Source organism: Marinibactrum halimedae (assembly GCF_021234875.1).
Lineage (GTDB): Bacteria > Pseudomonadota > Gammaproteobacteria > Pseudomonadales > Cellvibrionaceae > Marinibactrum > Marinibactrum halimedae.
Window position 1 is genome coordinate 181939 of the sequence record NZ_JAJQVM010000001.1, and the last position, 24139, is coordinate 206077.

The 24139-nt window shown below is 43.6% G+C and carries 24 protein-coding genes; 16 read left to right on the plus strand and 8 right to left on the minus strand.

Annotation, left to right across the window (positions count from 1 at the left end):
- Positions 1–31 precede the first annotated feature (31 nt).
- Positions 32–649: a Yip1 family protein gene (locus LU351_RS00820; RefSeq protein ID WP_232592095.1), complete on the plus strand. Its 618-nt coding sequence runs from the start codon at positions 32–34 to the stop codon at positions 647–649.
- Positions 650–1080: 431 nt separating this feature from the next.
- Positions 1081–1980, plus strand: coding sequence for a TIGR01777 family oxidoreductase (locus LU351_RS00825; RefSeq protein ID WP_232592096.1), 900 nt, complete (start codon positions 1081–1083; stop codon positions 1978–1980).
- A gap of 41 nt (positions 1981–2021) precedes the next feature.
- On the opposite strand, the gene LU351_RS00830 is transcribed toward LU351_RS00825, so the two are convergent.
- Positions 2022–3593 carry a methyl-accepting chemotaxis protein gene (locus tag LU351_RS00830; protein ID WP_232592097.1) on the minus strand — a complete coding sequence of 524 codons (1572 nt, stop codon included), beginning with the start codon at positions 3591–3593 and terminating at the stop codon, positions 2022–2024.
- A 380-nt stretch (positions 3594–3973) separates the two neighbouring features.
- Between LU351_RS00830 and LU351_RS00835 the strand changes: the two genes are divergently transcribed.
- The 6 genes from LU351_RS00835 to LU351_RS00860 all read left to right on the plus strand — a co-directional run bounded on the left by LU351_RS00835 (position 3974) and on the right by LU351_RS00860 (position 8920).
- A complete protein-coding gene (locus LU351_RS00835; protein ID WP_232592098.1) occupies positions 3974–4510 on the plus strand; it encodes a hypothetical protein in 537 nt (178 codons plus the stop codon).
- A 111-nt stretch (positions 4511–4621) separates the two neighbouring features.
- Positions 4622–5164 carry a hypothetical protein gene (locus tag LU351_RS00840; RefSeq protein ID WP_232592099.1) on the plus strand — a complete coding sequence of 181 codons (543 nt, stop codon included), beginning with the start codon at positions 4622–4624 and terminating at the stop codon, positions 5162–5164.
- Between the two features lie 164 nt (positions 5165–5328).
- A complete protein-coding gene (locus LU351_RS00845; protein ID WP_232592100.1) occupies positions 5329–6102 on the plus strand; it encodes a uracil-DNA glycosylase family protein in 774 nt (257 codons plus the stop codon).
- Between the two features lie 48 nt (positions 6103–6150).
- Positions 6151–6702: an NUDIX domain-containing protein gene (locus tag LU351_RS00850; RefSeq protein WP_232592101.1), complete on the plus strand. Its 552-nt coding sequence runs from the start codon at positions 6151–6153 to the stop codon at positions 6700–6702.
- Between the two features lie 66 nt (positions 6703–6768).
- A complete protein-coding gene (gene ppnN / locus LU351_RS00855) occupies positions 6769–8133 on the plus strand; it encodes a nucleotide 5'-monophosphate nucleosidase PpnN (RefSeq protein WP_232592102.1) in 1365 nt (454 codons plus the stop codon).
- 121 nt (positions 8134–8254) lie between these two features.
- Positions 8255–8920 carry an alpha/beta hydrolase gene (locus LU351_RS00860; RefSeq protein WP_232592103.1) on the plus strand — a complete coding sequence of 222 codons (666 nt, stop codon included), beginning with the start codon at positions 8255–8257 and terminating at the stop codon, positions 8918–8920.
- A 608-nt stretch (positions 8921–9528) separates the two neighbouring features.
- Here LU351_RS00860 and LU351_RS00865 read toward each other — a convergent pair.
- The 3 genes from LU351_RS00865 to LU351_RS00875 all read right to left on the minus strand — a co-directional run bounded on the left by LU351_RS00865 (position 9529) and on the right by LU351_RS00875 (position 11864).
- The gene (locus tag LU351_RS00865) at positions 9529–10281 is read right to left on the minus strand and encodes a GGDEF domain-containing protein (protein WP_232592104.1); all 753 of its coding nucleotides are present in this window, start codon (positions 10279–10281) and stop codon (positions 9529–9531) included.
- 213 nt (positions 10282–10494) lie between these two features.
- Positions 10495–11220, minus strand: a complete 726-nt coding sequence (locus LU351_RS00870; protein ID WP_232592105.1) for a ChrR family anti-sigma-E factor — start codon at positions 11218–11220, stop codon at positions 10495–10497.
- Complete coding sequence (locus LU351_RS00875; RefSeq protein WP_232592106.1) at positions 11217–11864, minus strand: sigma-70 family RNA polymerase sigma factor; 648 nt, start codon at positions 11862–11864, stop codon at positions 11217–11219. Before LU351_RS00875 ends, LU351_RS00870 begins: the two co-directional genes overlap by 4 nt.
- Before the next feature lie 401 nt (positions 11865–12265).
- Between LU351_RS00875 and LU351_RS00880 the strand changes: the two genes are divergently transcribed.
- The 7 genes from LU351_RS00880 (at position 12266) to LU351_RS00910 (ending at position 19199) form a co-directional block, all read left to right on the plus strand.
- Positions 12266–12757, plus strand: a complete 492-nt coding sequence (locus tag LU351_RS00880) for a nuclear transport factor 2 family protein (protein WP_232592107.1) — start codon at positions 12266–12268, stop codon at positions 12755–12757.
- 71 nt (positions 12758–12828) lie between these two features.
- The gene (locus LU351_RS00885) at positions 12829–13692 is read left to right on the plus strand and encodes an SDR family NAD(P)-dependent oxidoreductase (RefSeq protein WP_232592108.1); all 864 of its coding nucleotides are present in this window, start codon (positions 12829–12831) and stop codon (positions 13690–13692) included.
- 90 nt (positions 13693–13782) lie between these two features.
- The gene (locus LU351_RS00890; protein ID WP_232592109.1) at positions 13783–15192 is read left to right on the plus strand and encodes an NAD(P)/FAD-dependent oxidoreductase; all 1410 of its coding nucleotides are present in this window, start codon (positions 13783–13785) and stop codon (positions 15190–15192) included.
- On the plus strand, positions 15192–16121 hold the full coding sequence (locus tag LU351_RS00895; RefSeq protein WP_232592110.1) for a DUF1365 domain-containing protein: 930 nt from the start codon (positions 15192–15194) through the stop codon (positions 16119–16121). The genes LU351_RS00890 and LU351_RS00895 overlap by 1 nt, the downstream gene beginning before the upstream one ends.
- A gap of 94 nt (positions 16122–16215) precedes the next feature.
- On the plus strand, positions 16216–17487 hold the full coding sequence (locus tag LU351_RS00900; RefSeq protein ID WP_232592111.1) for an SAM-dependent methyltransferase: 1272 nt from the start codon (positions 16216–16218) through the stop codon (positions 17485–17487).
- A gap of 83 nt (positions 17488–17570) precedes the next feature.
- Positions 17571–18200: a DUF2878 domain-containing protein gene (locus LU351_RS00905; protein ID WP_232592112.1), complete on the plus strand. Its 630-nt coding sequence runs from the start codon at positions 17571–17573 to the stop codon at positions 18198–18200.
- 24 nt (positions 18201–18224) lie between these two features.
- On the plus strand, positions 18225–19199 hold the full coding sequence (locus tag LU351_RS00910) for a hypothetical protein (protein WP_232592113.1): 975 nt from the start codon (positions 18225–18227) through the stop codon (positions 19197–19199).
- 81 nt (positions 19200–19280) lie between these two features.
- Here the strand turns inward: LU351_RS00910 and dapD are convergent, their stop codons facing one another.
- Positions 19281–20321, minus strand: coding sequence for a 2,3,4,5-tetrahydropyridine-2,6-dicarboxylate N-succinyltransferase (gene dapD / locus LU351_RS00915; RefSeq protein WP_232592114.1), 1041 nt, complete (start codon positions 20319–20321; stop codon positions 19281–19283).
- A gap of 367 nt (positions 20322–20688) precedes the next feature.
- Complete coding sequence (locus tag LU351_RS00920) at positions 20689–21036, minus strand: ArsC family reductase (protein WP_232592115.1); 348 nt, start codon at positions 21034–21036, stop codon at positions 20689–20691.
- 306 nt (positions 21037–21342) lie between these two features.
- Here LU351_RS00920 and LU351_RS00925 point away from each other — a divergent pair, with 306 nt between their 5' ends.
- Positions 21343–21942 (plus strand): SixA phosphatase family protein, encoded by a 600-nt coding sequence (locus tag LU351_RS00925; protein WP_232592116.1) that lies wholly within the window; start codon positions 21343–21345, stop codon positions 21940–21942.
- A 47-nt stretch (positions 21943–21989) separates the two neighbouring features.
- Here LU351_RS00925 and nth read toward each other — a convergent pair whose 3' ends face one another.
- Both nth and dapC read right to left on the minus strand, forming a co-directional pair.
- Entirely contained in the window at positions 21990–22691 is a 702-nt protein-coding gene (nth, locus tag LU351_RS00930; RefSeq protein ID WP_232592117.1) for an endonuclease III, read from the minus strand.
- Positions 22692–22777: 86 nt separating this feature from the next.
- On the minus strand, positions 22778–23995 hold the full coding sequence (dapC, locus tag LU351_RS00935; protein WP_232592118.1) for a succinyldiaminopimelate transaminase: 1218 nt from the start codon (positions 23993–23995) through the stop codon (positions 22778–22780).
- Positions 23996–24139 lie beyond the last annotated feature (144 nt).

Below are 24139 nucleotides of genomic sequence, written 5' to 3' on the forward strand. Positions count from 1 at the left end.
ATCCGAATAAAACTAAAAAGCGGAGGGCTTTATGGCCATATTGGAACATACACTTGGAATCATGTTACACCCCGATAGTGAATGGAAAGCAATTCGAAAAGAAAGGCACTCTTTTGCGCAGGTTTTTATCAGTCACGTTCCAATATTAGCGCTAATTCCAACAGTAAGCGCGTATTTTGGTGTGACACAAGTAGGATGGTCTTTGGCCGGTGAAGAGGCAATTCGTTTGTCTACAGCCAGTGCCATGAGTTTATGCGTATTAACCTATTTTGCATTGTTGATGGGCGTTTATCTCTTAGGGGAGTTTATCAACTGGATGTCGAAAACTTACGGTGTTCGTGATGATGCTGAAAAGCGTCACTATGAAGGCACTGCTTTAGCCGTTTACATTAGTACACCGGTTTTTTTGGTTGGTTTTGTGCATTTATATCCGGATATTTATCTCAATGCTTTTGCGTTAGCGGTTGCTGGTGCCTACTCTATTTACTTAATTTACGAAGGAATACCTATTTTAATGGATATTCCAAAAGAAAGGGCTTTTATGTATGCCTCTTCCGTTGTAACGGTGACGCTGGTGTTGGCTGTAGTGGTGCGCATCGGATCAGTGATTGTTTGGGGAATGGGTATTGGGCCGGTTTATATCGATTAATACGAAGAGAAAATTTGTGTCGGATACAGTGGGTTAATTTAGGTGAGCTGATTTGGAATCGTAAATATCAACTCATTTGATATGGATTGCTCTCGTATGAATTTGACGGGATTAACCAAAACGTAAAAGTGTAATTTAAAATCGATACTTTAGAAAAGCGAGTGACTGGGTCCTCGCTTTTTTTGTGTCTGACCTCTCTGAGAACTGAATTCTCCGGGCCATTAATTTCTTGGTTACCAAGTGGATATTTGAATAAAAAGTGATTTAAATATCCATAAATGCCTTCTCTCAAGCATAAGAGCGCATTATGCTTCCATCCTATAAAAGCAATAAGAACAGCGGATTATTTCTCAATAATAATATTACTTAAATTAAAATTGGTACATCGGTGCTAATACTGGGTGTGTCAAAATTAGGGTAATGGGGTTTCTATGAAGATTTTGATGACGGGTGCGTCGGGATTAATTGCACAGCATTGGTTGAGCATGTTCGGTAAAGAGTATGAGGTAACTGGGCTGACTCGAAATGTGGATTCGGCTAAGTCCCATAGTGTTGAACCCATTACATGGATTGAGTCATTGGACCGATATCCTAATTTTGATGATTTTGATGTTGTGCTGAATTTGGCGGGTGAGAGTTTGGCGGCAAAACGTTGGAGTGATACTCAGAAACAAGAGATTCGCCAATCACGTTGGGCGTTAACGAAAATATTAGTGAGTAAGATTAAAGCGTCTCAACGGCCCCCGAGCGTTTTTATTTCAGGCTCTGCTGTGGGGATCTACGGGGATCATAGAAGTGTGGTGATTGATGAGTTGTCACAACCCAGTGGCGAGAGTTTTGGGCAGGAATTATGTGCTCAATGGGAGAGTATCGCTCTTCAAGCGCAAGAGTTCACGCGTGTAGTCTTACTTCGCACGGGCATTGTTTTAAGCACGAAAGGAGGCGCTCTTGCTCAAATGTTGCCTCCGTTCAAATTTGGAATGGGGGGAGTGATGGGCAATGGGGAGCACTACATGCCTTGGATTCATATTGATGATATGGCTCGGGCGATAGAATTTTTGTTGACGAAAAACCTTAGCGGCCCTGTCAATGTAACGTCACCAGAACCTATGACTAATCGGGAATTCACACAGGCGTTAGCAAGTACACTACACAGACCTGCCTTCTTCCCGATGCCAGCATTAGCGCTGAGATTATTATTTGGAGAAATGAGCCAGTTGCTTACCCTTAGCCAAAGGGTGGTCCCGCAACGATTGTCTCAAGAAGGGTTTGAATTCCAGTACCCTTCGCTATCATCTGCTTTTCAACAGCTTCTTAATGAGGCTTGGTGACCAGTTGATTTGAGGTCGTTTGGTGCAAGTACGTATTGTGATTATTGAAAACGTTCAATCAGCGTGAATTGGTGTTGTGCTAGCTCCCTGAGAGATTGGCTCATTTCACTGGCAACGCCTGCTTCGGCGATTGTTTTCTCCGTGATTTGCGAAATGGTGGTTGTATTACGATCCACTTCTTTAGCTGTGGCAGATTGTTCTTCAGAGGCGGCTGCAATTTGATGTGACATTGCATCAATATTCTTGACCGCGTTTGAGATTGCGTTGAGTGATTCAGTCACTTCTCCCATAGCGGAAATACTGTTGCCTGCCATTGTTGAACATGTGCTCATGTTTTCTGCGGCAAGAGATGTGGCTTTACCTAGGTTCACAATAATGTCTTGAATTAAAGCGGTCGATTCTTGTGTTCGCTGTGCCAGTGTTCGGACTTCATCGGCAACCACAGCGAACCCTCGTCCTTGTTCGCCTGCTCTGGCGGCTTCAATGGCAGCGTTCAGTGCTAATAGGTTAGTTTGCTCAGCAATACCCCCGATTACATCCACCACAGAAGAAATCCGGTCGCTGTCTTGTGATAATTTAGACACCACTTCTTGCAAGCTCTGCACACTTTCTGTGAGCCCATTGATGGTTGATGTGGCGGTATGAAGAATATTATTGCCTTCGGAAACCAGTGTCAGTGCCTCCCCTGTTGAGTCAGAGGTTGTGGCGGCTGCTGTTGCCACTTCTTGAACGGCCTGTGCCATCTGTGTCATGGATGTGGCAACGTGGTGTGTTTCAGCCTGTTGTGCGGTCATTCCATCATGACTGCAACGTGCTTGCTCATAGGTGAGTTCGGCTTTTGCCATCACACCCTTAGCCGATTCCCCAAAACGGCCGAGACAGGTGCGTAGTCTAGCCGATAATATTTTTTGCATTAGGGCAACACTGCCGTGGCTATTTGTATGTCCGGTATAAATATACCTTGCTAGTGGGTCGTTAACGATGCTGTGGGCGAGGCTTTCGTTGTCACGTTCCTTTTGCATAGATAACCAATGTGTAATGACGCCAATGGCAAAACTGCCTATGGTTGCTGAGGCAAAAGACACAAGGGAAAGAGCGTTCAATAGCAAAAGTACACCAAAAATACCGACGAAAATTCCGCAGACAATGATGCCGGTTGAGGCAAACTTTGAAATAAAGCTGTCCCAAGCAGGAATTGGCGATAGTCCTCCATTTATCCGTTGATAGACGTGTTTTGCTCGATCAACAGCATCTGGGGCAGGTTTTACTCTGACAGATTCGTACCCCACGACTTGACCTTGGCTCTTAAGCGGAGTGACATAGGCATCCACCCAATAATGATCTCCGTTTTTGCATCGGTTTTTGACAATACCCATCCAAGGTTGCCCTGATTGAATCCTGTCCCACATCATTTGATACGCCGCTGGAGGCATATCCGAGTGTCTTAATATGTTATGAGGTTGACCAATGAGCTCTTCTTTTCCATAGCCAGAGATTTCTACAAAGTAATCGTTACAGAAGGTGATGACGCCTCGAGTGTCGGTTGCCGAGACGATATCGCTCATGTCTTTGACGGGGATTTCGTGTCCTGTTACGGGTCCATTATTTCTCATGGCAGAAGTTCGCTTATGGGATTGTTGCAATAGAGGCCTGATCAAAATGTAGCATGTTTTTACGCATGGAAAGTAATCAGGTGAGGAAAATACGCTGAACTGCAGAGAGAGGTATGCAGGTTACTGGGCATTTGGCGGGCATACTATTCGGATAAATTCATACTGTTTTGAGTGAGATCAAATCAGCGAAGGTTAGATGTGTTGTGTCTCTCAAGATATCTTGTGAACGAATACGAAGACAGCCTCTTATTCCTTGAGAAATTCATATCAAATTTCAGAAATTTTCATGTGTGTCTCGAGTTCTGCAAGGTAGTACTCAGATCCTCTTTTCAACATCAGAAATCATTCTACTTCGTTGAAGTCACTGACGTAATAACATTATGAATATCAAATTCTCTCGATTTTGGGCTCTGTGTACCGTGATGCTGGGTATGGGATTAGCTATTACGACCCTTGAAACGGTATTTGCGGATGAGCAGCAAGCGGGTAGTTGGCGGACGGCGTTGTTTGAAGATTTATCTGATCGTAAGCACAGCGTTTATCAAAAAATTGCAGAGGCCCAAGACGGGTTTTCGACTATTTTGGAGGAGCCCAGTGAGGAGCACTCTGACCCTTTTCCGATTGAGTATAAAAACAACTTTGATGATTTATTGAACGATTATCTCACCACGATTGATTTCATTGTTTTGGAAGTGGAGCGCGTTGGTCAGGATGATAATGACTCTGAGTGCTTAGAACAGATTGAAGACTTTCGTACCGATGAGATGCAAGTGTTGAGGGAAAATATTCATAAAGTGATTCACTCGAAAGCACAGACTCGGGAAGAAAAGTTACGATTAATGGAGTCTGCCATATTACTGCCCATGTCTTTAATTCCGGTAGCGGAAAAGCTTCCGATGACTTTGTGTGTTTTTTAAACATTATAAATTTATCTATGAGCCATAACAAAAAATATTACAGGCAACAACTTAGGTTTCTTGAATCAAGCATAAATATGCCCGTTTCGGGCCGAAAGAAGGTGACAATGAATGATGTATTTTAAATGTTTTTTCGTGGTACTTGTGTTGGCAATGGTCGGGTGTGGTAGTGACTCTGATGATTCATCCGACTCCCCATCGGGTGGAGATATGACAGACGGTAGTCCGGGTGATGGGTCTGGTGGTGGATCAAACGATGGAGGCACTGGCGGTGGCTCGGATGATGGTGGCTCAGGTGGCGGTGATGATGATTCGGGTGACGATGGCAGTATGGATGACCCCGACAATGATATGGGGCAAAAAGTCATGATGTACATCAGCAAAGGTGTTATTCAATGTGAGTTTGAAGGTTACAAGCCGGAGGAAACAGCAGAACAGCTTACGGAAGCTGGATTGGAAGTCACAGCGTCTACTTGTGGTGAAATGACAGGGGTTTCCGTGCCAGATGCTTGTGGTTCTGGTACGACACAAATTAACCTTCATGAAGTAGAAGGTGTTCGTCAGGATGATGCAGAATCAATGGGCTTTGCCCCCGTTTATGAGCTAATAGACGAACGAGCTGGCACAGGATATGTAGAAGTGCCTTGTTCTTAACCTTACCTTTAATTCTCATGACGTTTAAAAGCCGCTGATTTTAGGTCAGCGGCTTTTTTGTTTTTGGGCTTTTACTTTTGAGTTTTTGTTTTTGAGCAGGTATTGGGTCTCAGACATTTTCGGCGTACACTCGCTTGAGGTGCAATGAAACGGAGATTGGCTTTTTGTCTTCAAGGCAGAGTAAAAAACAATCTATTACAGTGCTGGGTGACGCAGACTCATTGCATTGCGAACCTACTTTAACTAAAAATTGCCCTCCAAATACGAACTGTTACCTTTCTTGTGACAATACAGTGTTGTCTCGTAATGCAGGGCCGTCTTGCAATGCAGAGCTGCCTCCCAATGCAGAGTCATCTCGTGAGATAACCTCATCACTCTCCGACTTATTGAAAGAAGTCCGTGCTTGTACTCTATGCCCCCTATTGAACGGTCATCGGCCGGTGGTGCAAGCGTCAGTGAGTGCTCGATTGTTGATTATTGGGCAAGCCCCCGGTCGCAAAGTCCATGAAAGCGGTATTCCTTGGAATGACCCGTCTGGTGATCGTTTACGAGCCTGGTTAGGCCTAAATCGTGAAACCTTCTACGATGAAACACGTATAGCCATTGTGCCTATGGGATTGTGTTATCCCGGAAAAGGTAAATCGGGTGACTTACCCCCACGTAAAGAATGCGCACCTCTTTGGCACGAACTATTGTTTTCTCATTTATCCAATATTCAACTTACCTTGTTAATTGGTAGTTATGCACAGAATTATTACCTGCCCAAAGATGGGAGAAATCTGACCAGTCGTGTGCATGCTTGGCAGGCGTATTTACCACAATATTTTCCATTGGTGCATCCTTCCCCTCGAAATCAACACTGGCTTGCCAAAAACCACTGGTTTGATGAAGAGGTGGTTCCAGCACTCAAGCGTAGGGTGCATGAAGTTATTTTTTAAACCGTTTTTTAGAAAGTTACGCTGAAATAAACAAGATATAGGAAACACATGACAAAAAAAATTGGTGCTTGGGAAGAAAAATCTAAACAGTTGGTGTACGAAAATCCATGGATTGCCGTATCGCACAGTGAGGTGATCACACCCGCAGGAACCGATGGTATTTATGGAACAGTTCATTTTAAAAATAAAGCCATTGGCATTGTTCCTATTGATGAAGAGGGGTTTACTTGGTTGGTGAGTCAAAGCCGTTACCCTTTAGGAATCACGACTTGGGAAATTCCAGAAGGTGGCTCTCCGGAAGGGGAAGATCCAATGGAAACCGCTCAAAGAGAATTACAAGAAGAAGTGGGCTTAAAAGCGGAGCATTTTGAATGTTTTTTGCGTTTGCATTTGTCGAATTCTGTGACCGATGAAGAGGCTTTAGTGTATTTAGCAACGGGTTTGCAGGCGACGGAAACCAATCATGAAGAGACCGAAGATATTCAAATAAAACGTCTGCCTTTGGAAGACGCTGTTGAGATGGTTCATCGGGGTGAAATTACGGATGCCATTTCCGTTGCTGCACTCTTAAAAGTTAACAGTTTAGAAGTCAGTGGTTAACAGTTATGTTATTTCTGTGCTGAGCAGTGGTGACGAAAACTATTTTTACACAGAAGAGGTCGGGTTATGCCAGAAACGGTTGATACATCTATTTCGCCAAAGCGCAGCTTGGAAATTTTGTCGCAGCGTGAAGTCGAGCAACTTCGAATTACCAGTGAAAGTAATTTATACCCGCTTTTTCGGCAGTGTGTATTGGCAATTTTGCAATCTGGATCCAGTTCAGACAGCGCCAAGGCAATGTTGGATGCGTATAAAGATTTTGATATTGAAATTGTTCAGCAAGATCGAGGTATTCGTTTAAATCTAAAAAATGCGCCTGCGGCAGCGTTTGTGGATGAAGAAATGATTGCCTCTAGCCGGGAGATGATTTTCAGCGCGTTACGAGACATTGTGTATTCGGAGAGTGAACGATATAACAAACGAGTCGATTTGAATTCTGGCGCAGGAATTACGGATTATGTTTTCCATTTGTTGCGTAATGCCCGTGCACTGCGTGCTAGTGAAGAACCTCGGTTGGTGGTGTGTTGGGGTGGGCACTCTATTAATACGCCCGAGTATGATTACACCAAAGACGTTGGTCACGAGTTGGGTTTAAGAAAATTAAATATTTGTACGGGCTGTGGCCCAGGTGCCATGAAGGGGCCAATGAAAGGAGCGACCATTGCCCACGCCAAGCAGCGTATTGCAGAAGGTCGGTATTTAGGATTAACAGAGCCAGGTATTATTGCGGCAGAAGCACCGAACCCTATTGTGAATGAATTGGTGATTTTGCCCGATATTGAAAAGCGCTTGGAGGCGTTTGTACGTGTGGGCCACGGTATTGTGGTTTTTGCCGGTGGGGCAGGTACGGCAGAGGAAATTTTATATTTGCTGGGTATTCTTTTGCACCCGGATAATCGTGAACTGCCATTCCCGATGATTTTGACGGGGCCGGAAAGCTCTGCCGAATATTTTCAACAAATGCATGAATTTATTGGTCTGACATTGGGCTTTGAAGCTCAGCAGCGTTACAAGATTATTATTGGGGATTCGGTAAAAGCGGCTCGGGAAATGGCTGAGGGTATTAGTGAAGTAAAACAATTTCGTGTTGAACGTGCGGATGCATTTCACTTTAACTGGGCCTTAACCATAGATGAAGAATTTCAATACCCTTTTGAGCCAACCCATGAAAATATGGCATCACTCGCCTTACATGAGGATATGCCAAAGCATATTTTGGCGGCGAATCTGCGTCGTGCTTTTTCGGGCATTGTGGCGGGCAATGTTAAAGATCAAGGTGTAAGGTTGATTGAGCAATTTGGTCCTTATGAAATTAATGGCGACCCCGCTATTATGGAGCCTTTGGATAAATTATTGCGCTCTTTTGTGAAGCAGCAGCGTATGAAATTGCCGGGCACAGAATACGTCCCATGTTATGTGATAAAGCCTTAACCCCATTGAGTCCAATATTCATCAACTGGTTGTACGGTTACGTGGGTTGTTAAAAGAGTAAATTGGGTCATTAAGTGACTAAATATAGGCCGTTACATTTTTAAATTATGTGTGAATAATTATGTCGTCGAAGTATCTTGAATGTGTTGAAATTAATCCTGAGCGTCCTGCTCAGGCGGCGGTCATCTGGTTGCATGGTTTGGGCGCCAGTGGTCATGATTTTGTGTCTGCGGTGCCAGAATTATCCTTACCTGTTGATCTTGCGGTGCGTTTCATTTTCCCTCATGCGCCTGAAATTCCCGTTACCATCAATAACGGTTATGTGATGCCGGCTTGGTACGATATTTTGGAGATGTCCATCGAGCGTAAAGTCGATCAAGACAGGTTGCGTTATTCAGCCCAACAAGTAATCGCTTTGATAGAGCGGGAAATAGAAAGAGGGGTAGATTCTAAAAAGATTGTATTAGCGGGGTTCTCACAAGGTGGGGCTGTGGCTTACGAAGTGGCACTGTCTTATGATAAGCCGCTAGCTGGGCTTATGGCCATGTCCACATACTTTGCAACTGCAGAAACAGTAAAAGATAGCGGTGCCAATAAGGCATTACCGATAGAGATTTATCACGGTACGCAAGACCCTGTTGTGCCGGAGATGTTAGGACGTTCGGCTTTATCTACTCTGCAATCAATGGGGTATAACCCAATCTATAAAACGTACCCAATGGAGCACAGTTTGTGTTTTCCGCAGTTATCCGATATCTCTGCATTCATTCAGGCTGTTATTGACTAGAGCTGTTGAAGACATCATTCGAGCATAGAATACCTATAAAATACCGCTCGAATGATGGTCTTTTCTGTGGCTTTTCTTTTTCTATCGTTGCTATAGATGTTGTTACAAGTGTTATTAAAAATGTTGCTGCGGAAAAGAGTAAACAGATTATGTTTAGTTGTTGCTTTTGACTACGACTTTATCGACATCATTTTCTTCGTCCATTGCTCTCTCTCTATTTGGTTGATGATGAATGACAGTGGCTTGGTGGCTGTTGATCAATCTTCAAGTGTTTAATTTGAACCGTGAATCGAAAAATATAAATACAGTCTGCACTAGCAATCCTGAATAGGAACAAAACCCCATATAAAATATCTTCGCCATGACGCAGTTCGTTTTGACATGAAGTTGTATCGTTTTGGCGTGGAAGAAAGCAGGTAATAAGAGGTAAAAATAAGCGCAGTTTAGGCCACAGTTTCGAGTATAGGCATAAATTGCTATAGATTCACAGAATGCTGAAAAAATGCGATTGATTACACACTTTTATCATTTTAAATAGTGTATTGGCGTAATTTACTTCTTTTTCGTTCTTTTCTCTTTAGGGAATATTCTGTTTATAAAGACAAAGGCTATGTTTCACTGGATTGGAAGAGTGTGCTGAACAGGTCTTTTTCATCAGAAGTGACGTGGTGAGATGGTGTGTCTATCGGTGTGCTTGTACAGACGGTGTTTCTCCCAGCCGCTTTGGCTCGATACAATTGTTGGTCTGCTTCTTCAATAAGGCTCGTTTCAATATCGGTGTTATCTGCCATTGCTTCAGTGTGTTCGATGCTGTTGAACCCTCGCTTGTGGTAGACGCTTACACCAAAACTGGCAGTGAGTGTAATGGTTTGTTCTTGGTAGTGGAGTGGGGTGGAGGAAAGCGCTTTACGAACACGTTCGGCAACTTGTTTCCCGACGTTAATTGGGGTTGCAGGGAGTAGAATAGCAAATTCTTCTCCGCCATAGCGACAGGCGATGTCGATGGGGCGAATTTGCGAGGTAAGCACCTGGGTCGTATGTTGCAGCGCATGATTACCGCCTTCATGACCGTAGGTATCATTGACCTGTTTAAAATGATCAAGGTCCAGCATTATCAGGCAGGTATCTTGCCCTGCTCGTTCGGTCCGCTCTATTTCACGATGTAGCGCCTCGCGAAAGTATTGATGGTTATATAACCCAGTTAGCCCGTCTTTGCGGCTTTGTAGTTTCAGCGCTTCTAGCTCCGATTTTAGTTGTTCAACCGTTGCTTTCAGTGCTGTTAATTCAGCAATATTTTTACATCCTGTTGCCTTGCTGACTGCGGTCTCGCTGACACACTGGCAATCTGTTTGTGTCTTCATACCCACATCACTTCGCCTAGTCAGATGCTACCCTCCGAAAGGAAGGCCTGAGTGTATCACGATGTTCCTTTAAGTGTAGATCTTGTCATTACTTTAGGAAATGTTTGCAAGATGCTTTTATACGTACCAGTACAGGTAAACATAAGGGATAAATTTGACAGGCATGGAAACCATAATGCAACGAAGTCTGGGCGAGGCGATCCGTGAGTATGGCTATCCTGGTTGCAAAGTTAAGAATGGGTTTAGGAGCTTGCCAATAAAGCCGGTAAATTTAATGGGTGCATCTGAGACGGTTAGGCATACACAATTGGCATTGGCGGTTGCATTAGGACTATGGCTTTCACCGGGGACTTTATGAAGAAAATCCCCTTCTTTATAAACACCGTTTGCATCAGAGAAGGCACCATTAAGCACAACGGTAAATTCATTTCCGCCATGATCATGCTCCATGACTTTGCCGCCTGCCCGAATTTTAATTAGGCTCACCTCACAGCGAGTTTGTCCCGTTTTTAAATGGGCCACCTTTAAAGACGGGGATAACATCTTCCAGCGAAGTTTACTGGGGTTGCCAACCAACTTGGCGATTACCGGAGGGAGGCTGGCCAATGCAGGTTGGTGATGACGTTTATTAGTGATAATAGCGTTTGTGCTAGCACTGTTTTGTGGGAGGGCGCTTGCAAGACTATGGCAATGCTCGTGGCGTTGTTGCGATTCAATTAGGTCAATTTTTTCGAACAAACTGGTGAGTGCTTCGTCCGACACACCCAAACGTTCTGCGGAATCAAAAAAATTGCCTCCAACCTGTTGCATGGCCTTTACTTGTTGTCGGCACTCGCTGCAGTAGTGCAAATGAGTTGCAATCGCGAGGCTCTCTGCGATACCGGTTGCACCGGCGCTGTATTCGGCCAGAAGATTGGTGGATGGGTGGTGATGAATCATTGTCCGACCTCATTGACATTTCTGCCAATCAATACCTTTAACTTTTTCAAGCCTAAACGTGTTCTCGATTTTACTGTACCCAGTGGCAGTTTTAATTCTTCAGCTGCCTCACTGTGGGTTTTCCCTTCCATAAATACCTTTTTTAAAATCTCTTTTTGCTCGGGTGGTAACGTTTTCATGGAGGCTTTCAACACACCGCTATCGCGACTTTGCTGCAAATGAGTCACAGGGGTTTGTTCGTCTTCTGTGGCCCACAGGTCGTCGCTTTCCAGCGGTTGGCTGATATGTTTGTTGTTTCTTCTTAACAGGTCTATTCGGCAATTTCTGGCGAGAGTGAATAACCAAGTGCTAGCAGATGCCTTGTGAGGATCAAAACTTTGCGCTTTTAGCCAAACTTTGATCATCACTTCTTGAACTAGCTCATCGGCCAATGTTGGGGGCTGTCCTGGTACGGGTTTAGATAAACAATACCCTTTCACAAGGGGGGCGAAGTGCTCAAAAAAGCGTTGGAAGGCAATTCTATCTTTTTGAGCAATGGATACCAGAACACGGCTCCAGTCGTCATCACGCAGTACGTTGGTTTGCATAGGCTTATTGCCTCGTGTGGCTTGGCCGGGGGATGTAGCCAATGCGTATTCTGCCATGATAGTTCACCGCCGTCTCGGAAGTTGAATTAAAGTCGTCTATGTACTCTTTTACCACTTGTCAGAGAAGTTTTATTGAGAGTACAGAAAAACGAAATTTTTTACGTATCTAGTGAGAGATTGGATCATTAGGAAGGCGCCTCTATTCACGAAAAATAGAGTGAAAATGGATCAATTACTTTGATATCTTTTAATAATATAAGACTGTTTTCGTCAAATTCTTCGGTTATACCTAAGAGAGTGATCTTTCTGTGAGGGCATGTCGTAATGTCAACTAAATGGTTTGTATGTTAATCACACGGTGGTAATAGCCGCTGTTGAGTTGATTTATTAAGGCAATATTGGTGTGAGCACTTACATTTAGGTTGCAAAGCTTTAGCCGATCAATGAGGTAAAACTGTATGTCGATGACAGGTCTATCGACTTTTCTTGAATACTACCGAAATTTTAGCGATCAAGAGTTGAGTCGTCTTCAGCATATCTATGCTGATAATGCGTTATTTCGTGACCCAGTGCATGAAGTACAAGGCATCAACGCGTTAGAGGAGTATTTCAAGGAAGTATCCACCAATCTTACTCATTGTTCGTTTGAGTTCAGATCTCAGCACCTGCATGAGGGGGGAGCTTTTGTTACGTGGACGATGAAGTATCAGCACCCAAGATTGAAAAACAATCAGCTTTTAACTTTGGAAGGGGCTTCTGAGCTGAAATTTAGTAGAGATGGGCGGGTGAGTTATCACTGTGATTATTATGATATGGGTGCCATGGTATACGAGCATGTGCCGCTGGTTGGCGTCATAGTACGTTGGTTGCGACGTCGCTTGTCGGGTGATTCACAAAGCCATTTAGCGCCTAATACTGCTCCTGCCCATGCCTCGAAAACATCAGCTTAGTTTTTCATCATGTCTTATTGAATTTGCATGTTAACGTTAATCCTATTCACATACTGAGAAGCCCATTGGTAATGAGTAATTCACCTGAGCTAGAACAAGGTGCCACAAATATGCATTCTCCTAGGGAAAGGTTGCCGAAAGACTCTCGTTCTATTGGAAATGCCAGAGGGCAATGTCGGGGAAATATTATTTGGTTAACCGGGGCATCATCGGGTATTGGCTTACAATTGGCCAAAGACCTCGTGGCCGAAGGAAACTTCGTCATTCTCAGTGGCCGCAATAAGGCACCGATGGAAGTGCTTAGGCAAGAGTTTCCCAATTGCATACACATCATTGATTTTGACCTCTCTGATACCAATGCTTGGCAAGATGTGACGCTGCAATTGAAAGAGGTAACCGACAGTATTGATATTTTAATCATGGCTGCAGGTGTTTGTGAATATGTGAATGATTGCCGACCGGCAACGGATTTATACCGTCGAGTGTTTGAAATTAATTTTTTTGCTGCGGTTAAAACGGTTGAGGTGGCCCTTGGGTTTCTAACACGAGCGCAAAATCGTGGCTACATCGTGGGGGTGGGATCTCTTTCCGCTCAAGTTGGATTTTCAAGGGCTCAAGCTTATGGTGCTTCCAAAGCGGCATTTGAATATTGGTTGGATTGTTTACGTATCGATTTGCACGCGAAAAATATTGATGTCAGTGTTGTATCACCTGGATTTGTGGATACGCCACTGACAAAAAAGAATGATTTTTCCATGCCTGGTTTAATGACGGTTGAAGATGCCAGTGAGCGGATTATTAATGGCATGTCCCACCGTAAAATGCACATCCGTTTTCCCAAGCGACTTTTTTGGCCATTGCGTCTCGCCAGTATTTTTTCACAACTTTGGTATAAGCGTATAGCACTGAAATTAAGGCGCCAACAATCCCTATGATTGGTTAATGAGATTGTTTTAATTACAACCTAAAGTTTGAAAAGCCCATGTTTTAAAAATGACTAAAAACAACGATGAAAGGAAAAAAGAGTGCCCTCTATTGATACCGGTCTGAACCCTACTGAATCCCCTTCGTTATCGCGTAAACGTATTGCTATTGTTGGCAGTGGCATCTCTGGTTTAGCGTCAGCGTATTATCTTCATAAAGAACATGACATCACACTTTTTGAAGCAGAATCAAGGTTGGGGGGGCACACTGCTACGGTGGATGTGTCGGTCAATGGAGAAGACTACGCGATTGATACAGGTTTTATTGTATTTAATGACTGGACTTACCCCTTATTTAAACAATTGTTGGCAGAGATTGGAGTGGCGTATCAGCCTACCTCAATGGGGTTTAGTGTGTCGTGCCAATTATCGGGTTTGGAATACAGTGGTGAAAATTTAAAAACGTTGTTTGCGCAAAAACGTAATATTTTTAGCTTGAAACATTGGGGAATGTTACGAGACATTGTTCGGTTTAATCGAGAATCGGTTGAAGCGTTTGTGGCAGGGCAATTACCGCCAGAAATGACAGTAAAAGAGTACCTTAAGGTGAATCATTACGGTCGGCGATTCAGTGAGCACTACTTGGTCCCGATGGCGGCTGCAATTTGGTCTAAATCATCGCAAGCCGTGTATGACATGCCGATACATTTCTTTGTGCAATTTTTTAAAAATCATGGCTTGCTTAGTGTGAATGACCGTCCTCAGTGGCATGTGATTAAAGGAGGATCTCGTTCTTATATTGAGCCTTTAACGCGAGGCTTTCAGCATCAGATTCGGTTATCGTCGCCTGTACAACGCATTATTCGTCATCAAGACGGTGTCACCCTAGAATACGCCTCAACAGCATCGCCATCTTCTCAGTTGAAACGAGAAGAGTTTGATGAGGTTATATTGGCTTGCCATAGTAATACTGCATTACGTTTATTGGGAGATCCTACTGAAAAAGAGCGATCGATTTTAGGCGCAATAGAATATCAGGATAATGAAGTGGTATTGCATACCGATACGGCTTTATTACCGAAGCGAAAAAGTGTTTGGTCAAGTTGGAATTATTTGTTAACCAAAGATTACACCTCTGCTGATTTTTCTCAATCGCGGGCTGTACTGACGTACGATATGAATATTCTTCAGGGTATTGACAGTGATAATACCTTTTGCGTGACACTGAATCATACTGATGCGATTGACCCTAGGAAAATTTTAGGGACATTTCATTATGCTCACCCTGTTTTCACGTTGGATGCTATTGCGGCTCAACAGCAATGGCATGAAATTAATGGTGTGAACAAGACATGGTTTTGTGGGGCGTATTGGCGTAACGGGTTTCATGAAGATGGGGTATTCAGCGCTAAACGTGTGAGTGATGTCATTCTTAGGGGGTTGTCATCGCATCTGTCATTAAAGCCTGATCCATTAAAGCATTCTTCTATCGTCGAGATGGAATCTCTATAATGTTCAATGTAATCAATTGGCCGTATAAGCTAAATAAAACAATAAAGGCTAGTGATTTGGCGTGCGAAGAAGGTGGACAAAATGAGTATGGAACAGGTGAATTGTCCACACCTTCTCAGGAAACAATACGACATAGTTGTTTCTATGACGGTATCGTGCGTCACCGGCGCTTTGAACCCAAACAGCATGATTTTCAGTATTCAGTTTACATGGCGTATTTGGACCTGTCGGAGCTGAGCGAGGTTTTTTCTTTATCACGTTGTTGCCAGCAAACGACATCAAAGAAAAATCGTTTTTGGTTACCCAGTCAGTGGCGTCGTGAAGACTACTTTCGTGATTTTCATAAACCGCTGGATGTTGCCATACGGGATTGGGTGCAAGAACAAGGCGAGCCTCGTCCTAATGGCCCCATACGTATGCTATGTAATTTGCGCAATTTTGGCCACCTGATTAACCCGCTCGTTTGTTACTATATTTTTGAAGAAAATACGGAAACACTTCAATACCTTATTGCTGAAGTCACCAATACCCCTTGGGGAGAGCGTCACCAATACTTATTGAAGGCCAATGATGTGGGTAAGATGCATCGTGTGAGATTCGATAAGACATTTCAGGTTTCTCCATTTCATACTATGGATATGGAATATTGTTGGCATAGTACGACGCCAAAATCACGGTTGAGCATTCATTTAGAGAATTGGCGAAAAGAGACTAAAGTTTTTGACGCGACAATGGTGCTGGCTCGTACTGAACTTAATGGCGCAAAAATACGTAAATTATCTTGGGTGCGTCCATTAATGACATTAAAAGTGGCGGCAGGAATTTATTGGCAAGCGTTGCGTTTATTGTTAAAACGAGTTCCCTTTTATGGCCACTCTGGGAAAGGAAATGCACCTTTAAAGAGGGGGGTTGTTGGCCGGTGTGAATAAAAAATCAATGTTTTTAACCTCTTTTCATTTAATAATCTAAATTACCGTTTGTATAATTTATTGACTGACGACAAATCATCTGTGTGAGGATTCGATGAGAGCCATTAGTATTGATGAGGCACGAGTTAGCCTAAAACGAGAGCGAGTGGTATTAGACAAATTGGCTCGTGATACCGTATTTAAATTGCTTGATAATATTAAGGTTGGGCACTTGGTGCTGGAAGAGGACGGCAGAAGTTATACGTTTGGAGAGCCCAGAGAAACCGCATCTGTTGTCGCGCATATTTCGGTTAAGGCGGCTTGGGCTTATCGACAGGTTTTATTTAATGGCTCTATTGGTTCTGGCGAAGCCTATATGTTAAGCGGTTGGACATCATCTGAGTTAGTCAATGTTGTGCGATTAATGGTGTTAAATCAACAGATGCTGCAATCGATGGATCGCCGGTGGAGTCGTACTAAAGGTATTTTCAGTTGGCTGTTTCATAAATTAAATGCCAATACCGTCGATGGCTCGAAGGCGAATATTTCTGCTCACTATGATTTGGGTAATGATTTTTTTCGTTTGTTCTTAGACCCAACCATGATGTACTCCTCCGCTATTTTTCCAAAGCCAGATAGCACTCTAGAAGAGGCTTCATTATATAAGTTAGAACATATTTGTGAACGTTTGCACCTGACGGAACAAGATCATCTACTGGAAATTGGCACTGGCTGGGGTGGGATGGCCATTTACGCTGCTGAGCATTACGGTTGCAAGGTCACCACAACCACTATCTCTCGTGAACAATACGAACATGCTTTGGCTGAAGTGCAAAAACGTAATCTCGAAGATCGTATTACCGTGTTGTGTGAAGATTATAGAAATCTCACGGGTACTTACGATAAATTAGTTTCTATTGAAATGATTGAAGCGGTAGGGCATAAGTTCTATCGAAATTATTTTGAGCGTTGCAGTGCTTTACTCAAACCAAAAGGTTTAATGCTAATTCAGGCCATTACCATTTCTGATCAGCGTTATGAGTATGCTAAGCGTTCAGTGGATTTCATTCAGCGTTATATTTTTCCCGGTGGTGCATTACCTTCTGTGGAAGTGATTGCCAACAATGTTCGCGCGTATACCGATATGCAGATGATTAACTTGGATGACATCACGCTGCATTATGCAGAAACATTGGCTCAGTGGCGGCAACGTTTCCAAGCTAATATTCAACAAGTTCGCTCACAAGGATTTGATGAAATCTTTGAGAGAATGTGGGAATTTTATCTGTGTTATTGCGAAGGGGGGTTTCGTGAGCGTGTCATTAGTACAGTACAGGTATTGTTGGCAAAGCCGGATGCTCGCGAATTGCCAAAAGTATCTCATTGATGATGGTTTTCCATCCATTTAAAAATAAAGGTTCGCTGTTAAAGCGAACGTTATTTTATGTCTGCGGCTGAAGATTGTTTTTTATGAAAACCTGGGTCTGGTTGCTGGGCAATGGTGTATTATTTCAAAGTGTTTGGTTTGCTGGCGTGTTGTCGGGTTATCAAGCCGCTATGGTAATATTTTGTCTTTTTTCAGCATTTCATTTCCGGTACCTTTCCACTCGTTATGAAGTATCACTGCCTCCGGTGCCCCGACTTAAATTACGTCAGCCTATCATTAAGTTTATTGAAATCTCTTCCTACGAATTAAGTTTAATGATGGCTGTATTGGCCATTGGCTTGATTGTTGACTCATTGCTCGGTATTGCTGGAGTGTTAATTTGGAAAGATGGCCATTGGTTACCGTCGGTTTGGTTGATGGTAATTTGGTGCGCGTTTGCTTTTACACTTAATCATGCCTTTGGTTGGCTATTGAAGCGCCTTTGGTTATCTGGGCTACTGGGGGCGATTTCGGGCACCAGTAGTTATTACGCTGGGGGGCGTTTGAGTGATGATGTTAGTGTTGCTTTTGACCCTGTTACTCTTTTAATTTTAGCGGTGACATGGGGAGTGACAATGCCATTATTACTGTATGTTGCTTATCGGCTTAGGAGGGGTTACCCCAATCTTTCTTTTTCTGAGAAATCAGATAATGCATTGGTGAGCCAACATTAACTCTTTTTTCACATAGAGATTGTTGTGCGTATGTTGAAAAGTATTTGTGTTTACACCGTGATGATGTGTTGGGGGCTTTTGTGCAGTAGCCCTGTTTTGAGTACTGAAGAACCAGATCGTTCCCTGTATTCCAGAAATGAAGTAGCGTTATTGGCACAGTGCCAAGTTTATGCAAACAAAAAGCAATTAAACCCCATTATTATGGCAGTAGTTTATCGGCCAAATGCTTTATTATCCAGCGCTTCTTCATCTAGTCCTTCATCATCCAGTTCTCTGTCACACTTTGATTATGATAGTGCTTTACGCCCTGAGTATTGTGAATTTTTTACACAGGAGGTATTAAGTAATGGTGAGGCGGCAATTCGTATTTTATATGTTCAGGGTGATGATCCCATTGCTGAAAAAGTATTGATTGGTGATTTTTTTACGATTAATCCAGAGTTTTTGCAAGTGGATTATCGATTTGGCGAGTTGAGGGGCGCCCGCCGTCAAAACGCATCATGGCAATTGCTGTATAGCAAAGTGCATTTTAATTCTTTACTAAAAAACCCTTCTGAATTTCAGACGGTCTTTCGATCATTGCTGATTGATCGAAACGCTGTTGATAAGCGTACCGCTGAAGCTACCTCTATTAGTAAAACTGTGGATGTTATTGATGCAGGTTTTAATGCGTGGGTGAAGAAAATGTGGTCTGAGTGGATTGCCATTTCTGCGTCTAATGTTTCTAATAAAAATACATCCCCTCTAACGATGGTGATGGCTTCTCCATTACACGGTAAGGCTATTAAGTTAAAAGGTGAGGTTGTGAGCGATTGTTCAGGAGGTGTCTTGTGTTTGAAAGTGGGTGCTGCGAATACGTTTTTGAGTTGGTTTGTTGATCCGATTTATCTTGAATACAATAAAAATTCTCGTCAATTACTGCGTTATCAAGGTGTTGTAAATTTACGGGATCAGGAGGGTGAGACTATGTCGGCGAATATTATTTATCAGTATTTTTAATTATCAGTATTTTTAATGTAAATTAAAGAGGCCTCAGGTAAGTAAGGCCTCTACTCAAGCCACAATTAATAATGAGTAAAATTAATTGTGAGCATGTAGTTCTTCATTTAACGCAATGGCAGAACGATTGGTTTTACATTCAACGGCGCCGGTGACGGAATTGCGACGGAAGAGCAAATCGTTTTTGCCTGCCAATTCACGCGCTTTTGCAGATCCTGCTGGTTGGTTTTGATCGTCCAGTAATGTGACAACAGTGCCTGCGGTAATGTACAAGCCGGCTTCAACAGTACAGCGATCTCCCAGTGGGATGCCAATTCCGGCATTGGCTCCGATCAAGCATTCTTTGCCAACTGCGATCACAATGTTACCGCCGCCAGATAAGGTGCCCATGGTGGAACAGCCTCCGCCCAAATCCGATCCTGAGCCGATCATGACGCCGGCGGAAATACGTCCTTCAATCATGCCTGGGCCTTCTGTGCCTGCGTTAAAGTTAACAAACCCTTCATGCATGATCGTTGTGCCCTCACCGAGGTAAGCGCCAAGGCGCACACGGGCGGTATGGGCGATTCTTACGCCGGCAGGAACGACATAGTTGGTCATTTTGGGAAACTTATCAACGCAGTCTACATCCAGTAGTTCGCCCTTCAGGCGGGCTTCTAATTGTGCACTGGGCAGTTCATTTAGGTCTACCGCCCCTTGGTTTGTCCAGGCAACATTGGGTAATACCCCGAACATGCCCGATAGATCAGTGGTATGAGGTTTGACTAAGCGGTGGGAAAGAAGGTGAAGTTTTAAGTACACCTCTGGAACAGAGCTGGGTGCTGCGTCGGTGGCAAGCAGTGTAACGACCAGTGGCTTTTGGCTATGGCTTAAGCGCTTTGCAGCGTCAGCTAGGTCATTCTCCCCCGCTTCTGTAAGCTGGTTGGCGATAGTACTCATTGCTTCGTTGGAGACGCTCAGGCAGGTATTGTCGGTTGCCTCTACAGAGCCAAGTGCTGAAAGGATGGCGTTCACAGTGCTTTCGGCGGGTGTTAAAACTGGGTGAGGATAGAATACTTCAAGCCATTGTGATTGTGCATTTTGAGTGCCTACACCGAGGCCAATACTGTAGAAGTCGCTCATGGTTATTCCTATTAGAGTATTTTCAGATGAGATAGAAAGGTGGGCTCTGAGTACTTGGGTTTCAAGAGGCGCGAAAAAGTCTCGTGCGAGTAAAATTTTCTTTTGCACAGCCTGAGCTGCAAAAAGCGGTTGGTGCCCCTTATCTGTTTACTCTAGAGCATGATTCTCCGAGAGGTAGCTTAATAAATTTACTGTCGTCATCCAACGTAGAAGAGCAGTAAAAATTGAGAAAAGCGATGACTTTTGTTTTTAGTATTTAAAAAAGCTATTTTAGAATAAGGGTGAAAAATGCTCCGCGCTACCCTTTCTAAGGTTGTGTAATCATCTTATACGAATAGCGCGTATTCTAAAAAGAAGGTTGATTAAACTACTTGCCGAAAATCTCGGCGTAATAATCTGCTTTAAATCCTGTGTGGCGGGTAGTGCCTGTATCGAGTACGGGCCTCCGGACTAAGGTGGGGTTGGCAATAATAATCGAAGGTGCAGAAGTGTTGTTGATATTATTACGCTGAGTATCATTCAGTTGTTTCCAGGTTGTGCTTCGCTTATTCACAATTTGCTCCCAACCCAGTTCGTTAATCCATTCTTGGACTTGTGGTAGTTTTAAGCCATCAAGGCGGATGTCATGGTAGGTATATTCAATATCATGCTCTTCTAGCCAGGATCTCGCTTTTTTTACAGTGTCGCAGTTTTTAATACCAAACAAAGTTATCACGTTTTACTCCGGGGCCTACGGTGCGGATGGTTGCTCATATTCTCACATGCTGCTGCATGTGCTTTGATGATTTTCCGTTCAAATTTCCCTGTTCGAAACTACTGGTAAGTGCATCCTAAAAAGTTGGCTAGCATAACAAAATCTTTTCTGGGAGACACAAAAGAAAATGAGGAATTTTATATTTTTTACTTACTATTTGCGCCATAAAGTCGTTATTTTGAATATTATTTGGTGAACCTAGCGTCATTTTTCAGGCGTTTGGCGCCTATATTTTTAAATTGTCATTTTTTATTGTCAGTGATTTATATGAAGACACTCATCCTCATGCGCCATGCCAAATCCAGTTGGAAGTCTTCTGAGTTGGAGGATCGGTATCGTCCTCTCAGTGCTCGAGGTATAAAGGACATACCTGTTATGTGTAAGCGATTACAAAAACATGTAGATCAACAACCTAATAGTGTAGACAAAATACTTTCCAGTCCTGCAGTTCGAGCGTCTCAATTGGCAGAAAGTGTCGTGAAAAGCTTAGGTGCTCCATTGGAGTATGGGGAAGATTTGTATGTCTTTGACGCGAATGGATTAGACAAAATGGTGAGTGCTTTGCCGGATACTTTGAAATCAGTCGTGTTGATTGGGCATAACCCTGCCATTACGGATTGGGTTAATCGGGTTTGTGAAAATGCATTGATTTTTAATGTACCCACAGCGGGGTTTGTATCATTGGGTTTTGGGGCGTTGACTTGGCGCTCAGTGGGTTTTTGGGAAGGAGCTTTATATAAAAGCGAATTACAGGAGCGAGAGCAACTAGCAGAACACAAAAAAGGTGTGCTCCTTGAATTTTCGTACCCCAAATTATCCCATCAATGTGCGGAAGGGCAAAAAAGTAAGAGAAAGTCAGTAGAGTAAATGGTTTATTGTTTTACTTTTGGCTAAACGTATCACCTTAGTGTTAATTAAGGCTTAATGGTTTTTTTGGGATGTTTACGTTTCGGGTAACATGTACGACAAATAAAACATACTCGTCCATCACAGCCTCGTGCTGAGCAGTGTTCACGTCCGTAATAAATGATTTGAAGGTGTAGGTCATTCCACCTTTCTTTTGGAAATAAACGTTTTAAATCCTTTTCAGTTTGAGCGACGTTTTTTCCGTTAGTCAGCCCCCAACGTTGAGCCAGCCTATGAATGTGGGTGTCCACAGGAAAAGCGGGAACACCATAACCTTGCGACATGACTACACTTGCGGTTTTATGGCCAACACCGGGAAGTTCCTCAAGGGCGTCTAAAGTATCGGGAACCTCTCCATCATAGCGCTCAACTAAAATTTGAGACAACTTGAGAATGGCCTTGGATTTTTGGGGCGATAATCCACAAGGACGAATAATGGCTTGAATATCTTCGACGCTTTGCTGGGACATTGAATATGGATTGTCCGCAAGCTGCCAGAGTGCGGGTGTTACCTGATTTACTCGTTCATCAGTACACTGAGCAGAAAGTAGTACGGCAATGAGTAGAGTGTAGGTATCTCGGTGGTCTAGTGGGATGGGAGGGTTTGGATACAGTGTCGCTAGTGTCTCTAAAATAAGCGTCACACGTTCGGCTTTCAGTAAATTTCTTTCGGACTGATCTGGCGTGATTGAGTGTGTTTGATTCGTCATATTGTTGTGGGTGTGTAAAAAAGAAAAGCGAGAGTGTTTTCATTCTCGCCTTAAAGTTAGTACGCAGCGCTTGCCCGTACTTGATGTTAAAAATTTCCAGATCGAAGGCAGGCTTTGATTCGTTCAGCCGCTTCAATACATTCCGGTACAGTGGCCACTAAGGCCATACGAATATGATTGGTGCCGGGGTTTTGCTGAGTTAGGGTGTTTTCTCTTCCCAAATAACTGCCTGGTAGTACGGTGATATTTTGTTGGGAAAATAACGCTTTGGCGAAAACTTCATCGTTGATATCAAGCTGTGGCCACAAGTAAAAACTGGCATCTGGCCGAGTTACCTCTAGGTGCCCATGAAGGATATCCAATACCGCATCAAATTTTTGTCGATAAGCGTCTCGATTTGCGCGAACGTGATGCTCGTCCTGCCACGCGCTGATACTGGCCAATTGAGTAGAAAGGGGCATGGAACAGCCGTGATAAGTTCGATATAGCAAAAACTGCTTCATGATGGAGGCATCGCCTGCAACAAATCCAGAGCGCAATCCTGGTAAATTAGAGCGCTTGGATAGGCTGTGAAATACTACGCACCGCTGGTAGTCGGTTCTGCCCATTTCATGACAGACCTCTAAAAGGCCCGGAGGGGGTGCTTGCTCATCGAAATACAGTTCGGAATAACACTCATCGCTGGCGATAATAAAATCGTGCTCATCTGCCAAGGTGATCAGTTTTCTCAGTTGCTCTTTGGGAATGACGGCCCCGGTTGGATTGCCGGGATTACAGATGAACATCAGTTGGCAGCGTTCCAATGCTTCTAGGGGAATGGAATCGAAGTCGGGTAAGTAGCGATTTTCGGCAACGCAGTCTAGAAGGTGCAGTTCAGCGCCGGCAAGTAGGCAAGCGCCTTCGTAGATTTGATAGAACGGGTTTGGAGAAATAACTATTGGCTTCTGATGGCTGTGCTCTGTATTGATGACGGCTTGTGCGAACGCAAATAGCGCTTCGCGGGTGCCGTTCACGCCTAGAATATGCTGTTCTGGATCAAGTGGATTGGATTCCAGCTTAAATCGACGAGTAGCCCACTCTGCCATGGCGGTGCGTAACTCTGGTAAACCTTTTGTGGTGGGGTAATTGGCGAGTTTGCCAAGATTGGTCGCCATGGCATCCAAGACAAATTGTGGCGGCACATGCTTTGGCTCACCAATCGAGAGGGCAATGTGATCTAACTCCGCAGGTGGGGTAGCATCTTGCTTAAGAGCAACTAGCTTTTCAAAGGGGTAGGGTTGTAGGTGTTCTAGTCTCGGATTCATTTGTCTTTGTCCTCGTTCAGGCGGGTAATTCGTATGCCTGAAGGGTTTTTTCAATGGTAATTTGACGCTATCAGGGGCGTACAACATCTGCTAAACCAAGGTTTGTAACTTCAGAGTTTGTAACTTCAGGGTTTGTAACTTCAG

Bases quoted from the DNA above. Each gene is read 5' to 3' on its own strand.
- LU351_RS00880 (WP_232592107.1), top strand. From the start codon at position 12,266: ATGTCGATGACAGGTCTATCGACTTTTCTTGAATACTACCGAAATTTT.
- LU351_RS00835 (WP_232592098.1), top strand. From the start codon at position 3,974: ATGAATATCAAATTCTCTCGATTTTGGGCTCTGTGTACCGTGATGCTG.
- dapD (WP_232592114.1), bottom strand. From the start codon at position 20,321: ATGAGCGACTTCTACAGTATTGGCCTCGGTGTAGGCACTCAAAATGCA.
- LU351_RS00860 (WP_232592103.1), top strand. From the start codon at position 8,255: ATGTCGTCGAAGTATCTTGAATGTGTTGAAATTAATCCTGAGCGTCCT.
- LU351_RS00820 (WP_232592095.1), top strand. From the start codon at position 32: ATGGCCATATTGGAACATACACTTGGAATCATGTTACACCCCGATAGT.
- LU351_RS00850 (WP_232592101.1), top strand. From the start codon at position 6,151: ATGACAAAAAAAATTGGTGCTTGGGAAGAAAAATCTAAACAGTTGGTG.
- LU351_RS00875 (WP_232592106.1), bottom strand. From the start codon at position 11,864: ATGGCAGAATACGCATTGGCTACATCCCCCGGCCAAGCCACACGAGGC.
- LU351_RS00900 (WP_232592111.1), top strand. From the start codon at position 16,216: ATGAGAGCCATTAGTATTGATGAGGCACGAGTTAGCCTAAAACGAGAG.
- LU351_RS00825 (WP_232592096.1), top strand. From the start codon at position 1,081: ATGAAGATTTTGATGACGGGTGCGTCGGGATTAATTGCACAGCATTGG.
- LU351_RS00870 (WP_232592105.1), bottom strand. From the start codon at position 11,220: ATGATTCATCACCACCCATCCACCAATCTTCTGGCCGAATACAGCGCC.
- nth (WP_232592117.1), bottom strand. From the start codon at position 22,691: ATGACGAATCAAACACACTCAATCACGCCAGATCAGTCCGAAAGAAAT.
- dapC (WP_232592118.1), bottom strand. From the start codon at position 23,995: ATGAATCCGAGACTAGAACACCTACAACCCTACCCCTTTGAAAAGCTA.
- LU351_RS00840 (WP_232592099.1), top strand. From the start codon at position 4,622: ATGATGTATTTTAAATGTTTTTTCGTGGTACTTGTGTTGGCAATGGTC.
- LU351_RS00895 (WP_232592110.1), top strand. From the start codon at position 15,192: ATGTTCAATGTAATCAATTGGCCGTATAAGCTAAATAAAACAATAAAG.
- LU351_RS00905 (WP_232592112.1), top strand. From the start codon at position 17,571: ATGAAAACCTGGGTCTGGTTGCTGGGCAATGGTGTATTATTTCAAAGT.
- LU351_RS00865 (WP_232592104.1), bottom strand. From the start codon at position 10,281: ATGAAGACACAAACAGATTGCCAGTGTGTCAGCGAGACCGCAGTCAGC.
- ppnN (WP_232592102.1), top strand. From the start codon at position 6,769: ATGCCAGAAACGGTTGATACATCTATTTCGCCAAAGCGCAGCTTGGAA.
- LU351_RS00925 (WP_232592116.1), top strand. From the start codon at position 21,343: ATGAAGACACTCATCCTCATGCGCCATGCCAAATCCAGTTGGAAGTCT.
- LU351_RS00885 (WP_232592108.1), top strand. From the start codon at position 12,829: ATGAGTAATTCACCTGAGCTAGAACAAGGTGCCACAAATATGCATTCT.
- LU351_RS00830 (WP_232592097.1), bottom strand. From the start codon at position 3,593: ATGAGAAATAATGGACCCGTAACAGGACACGAAATCCCCGTCAAAGAC.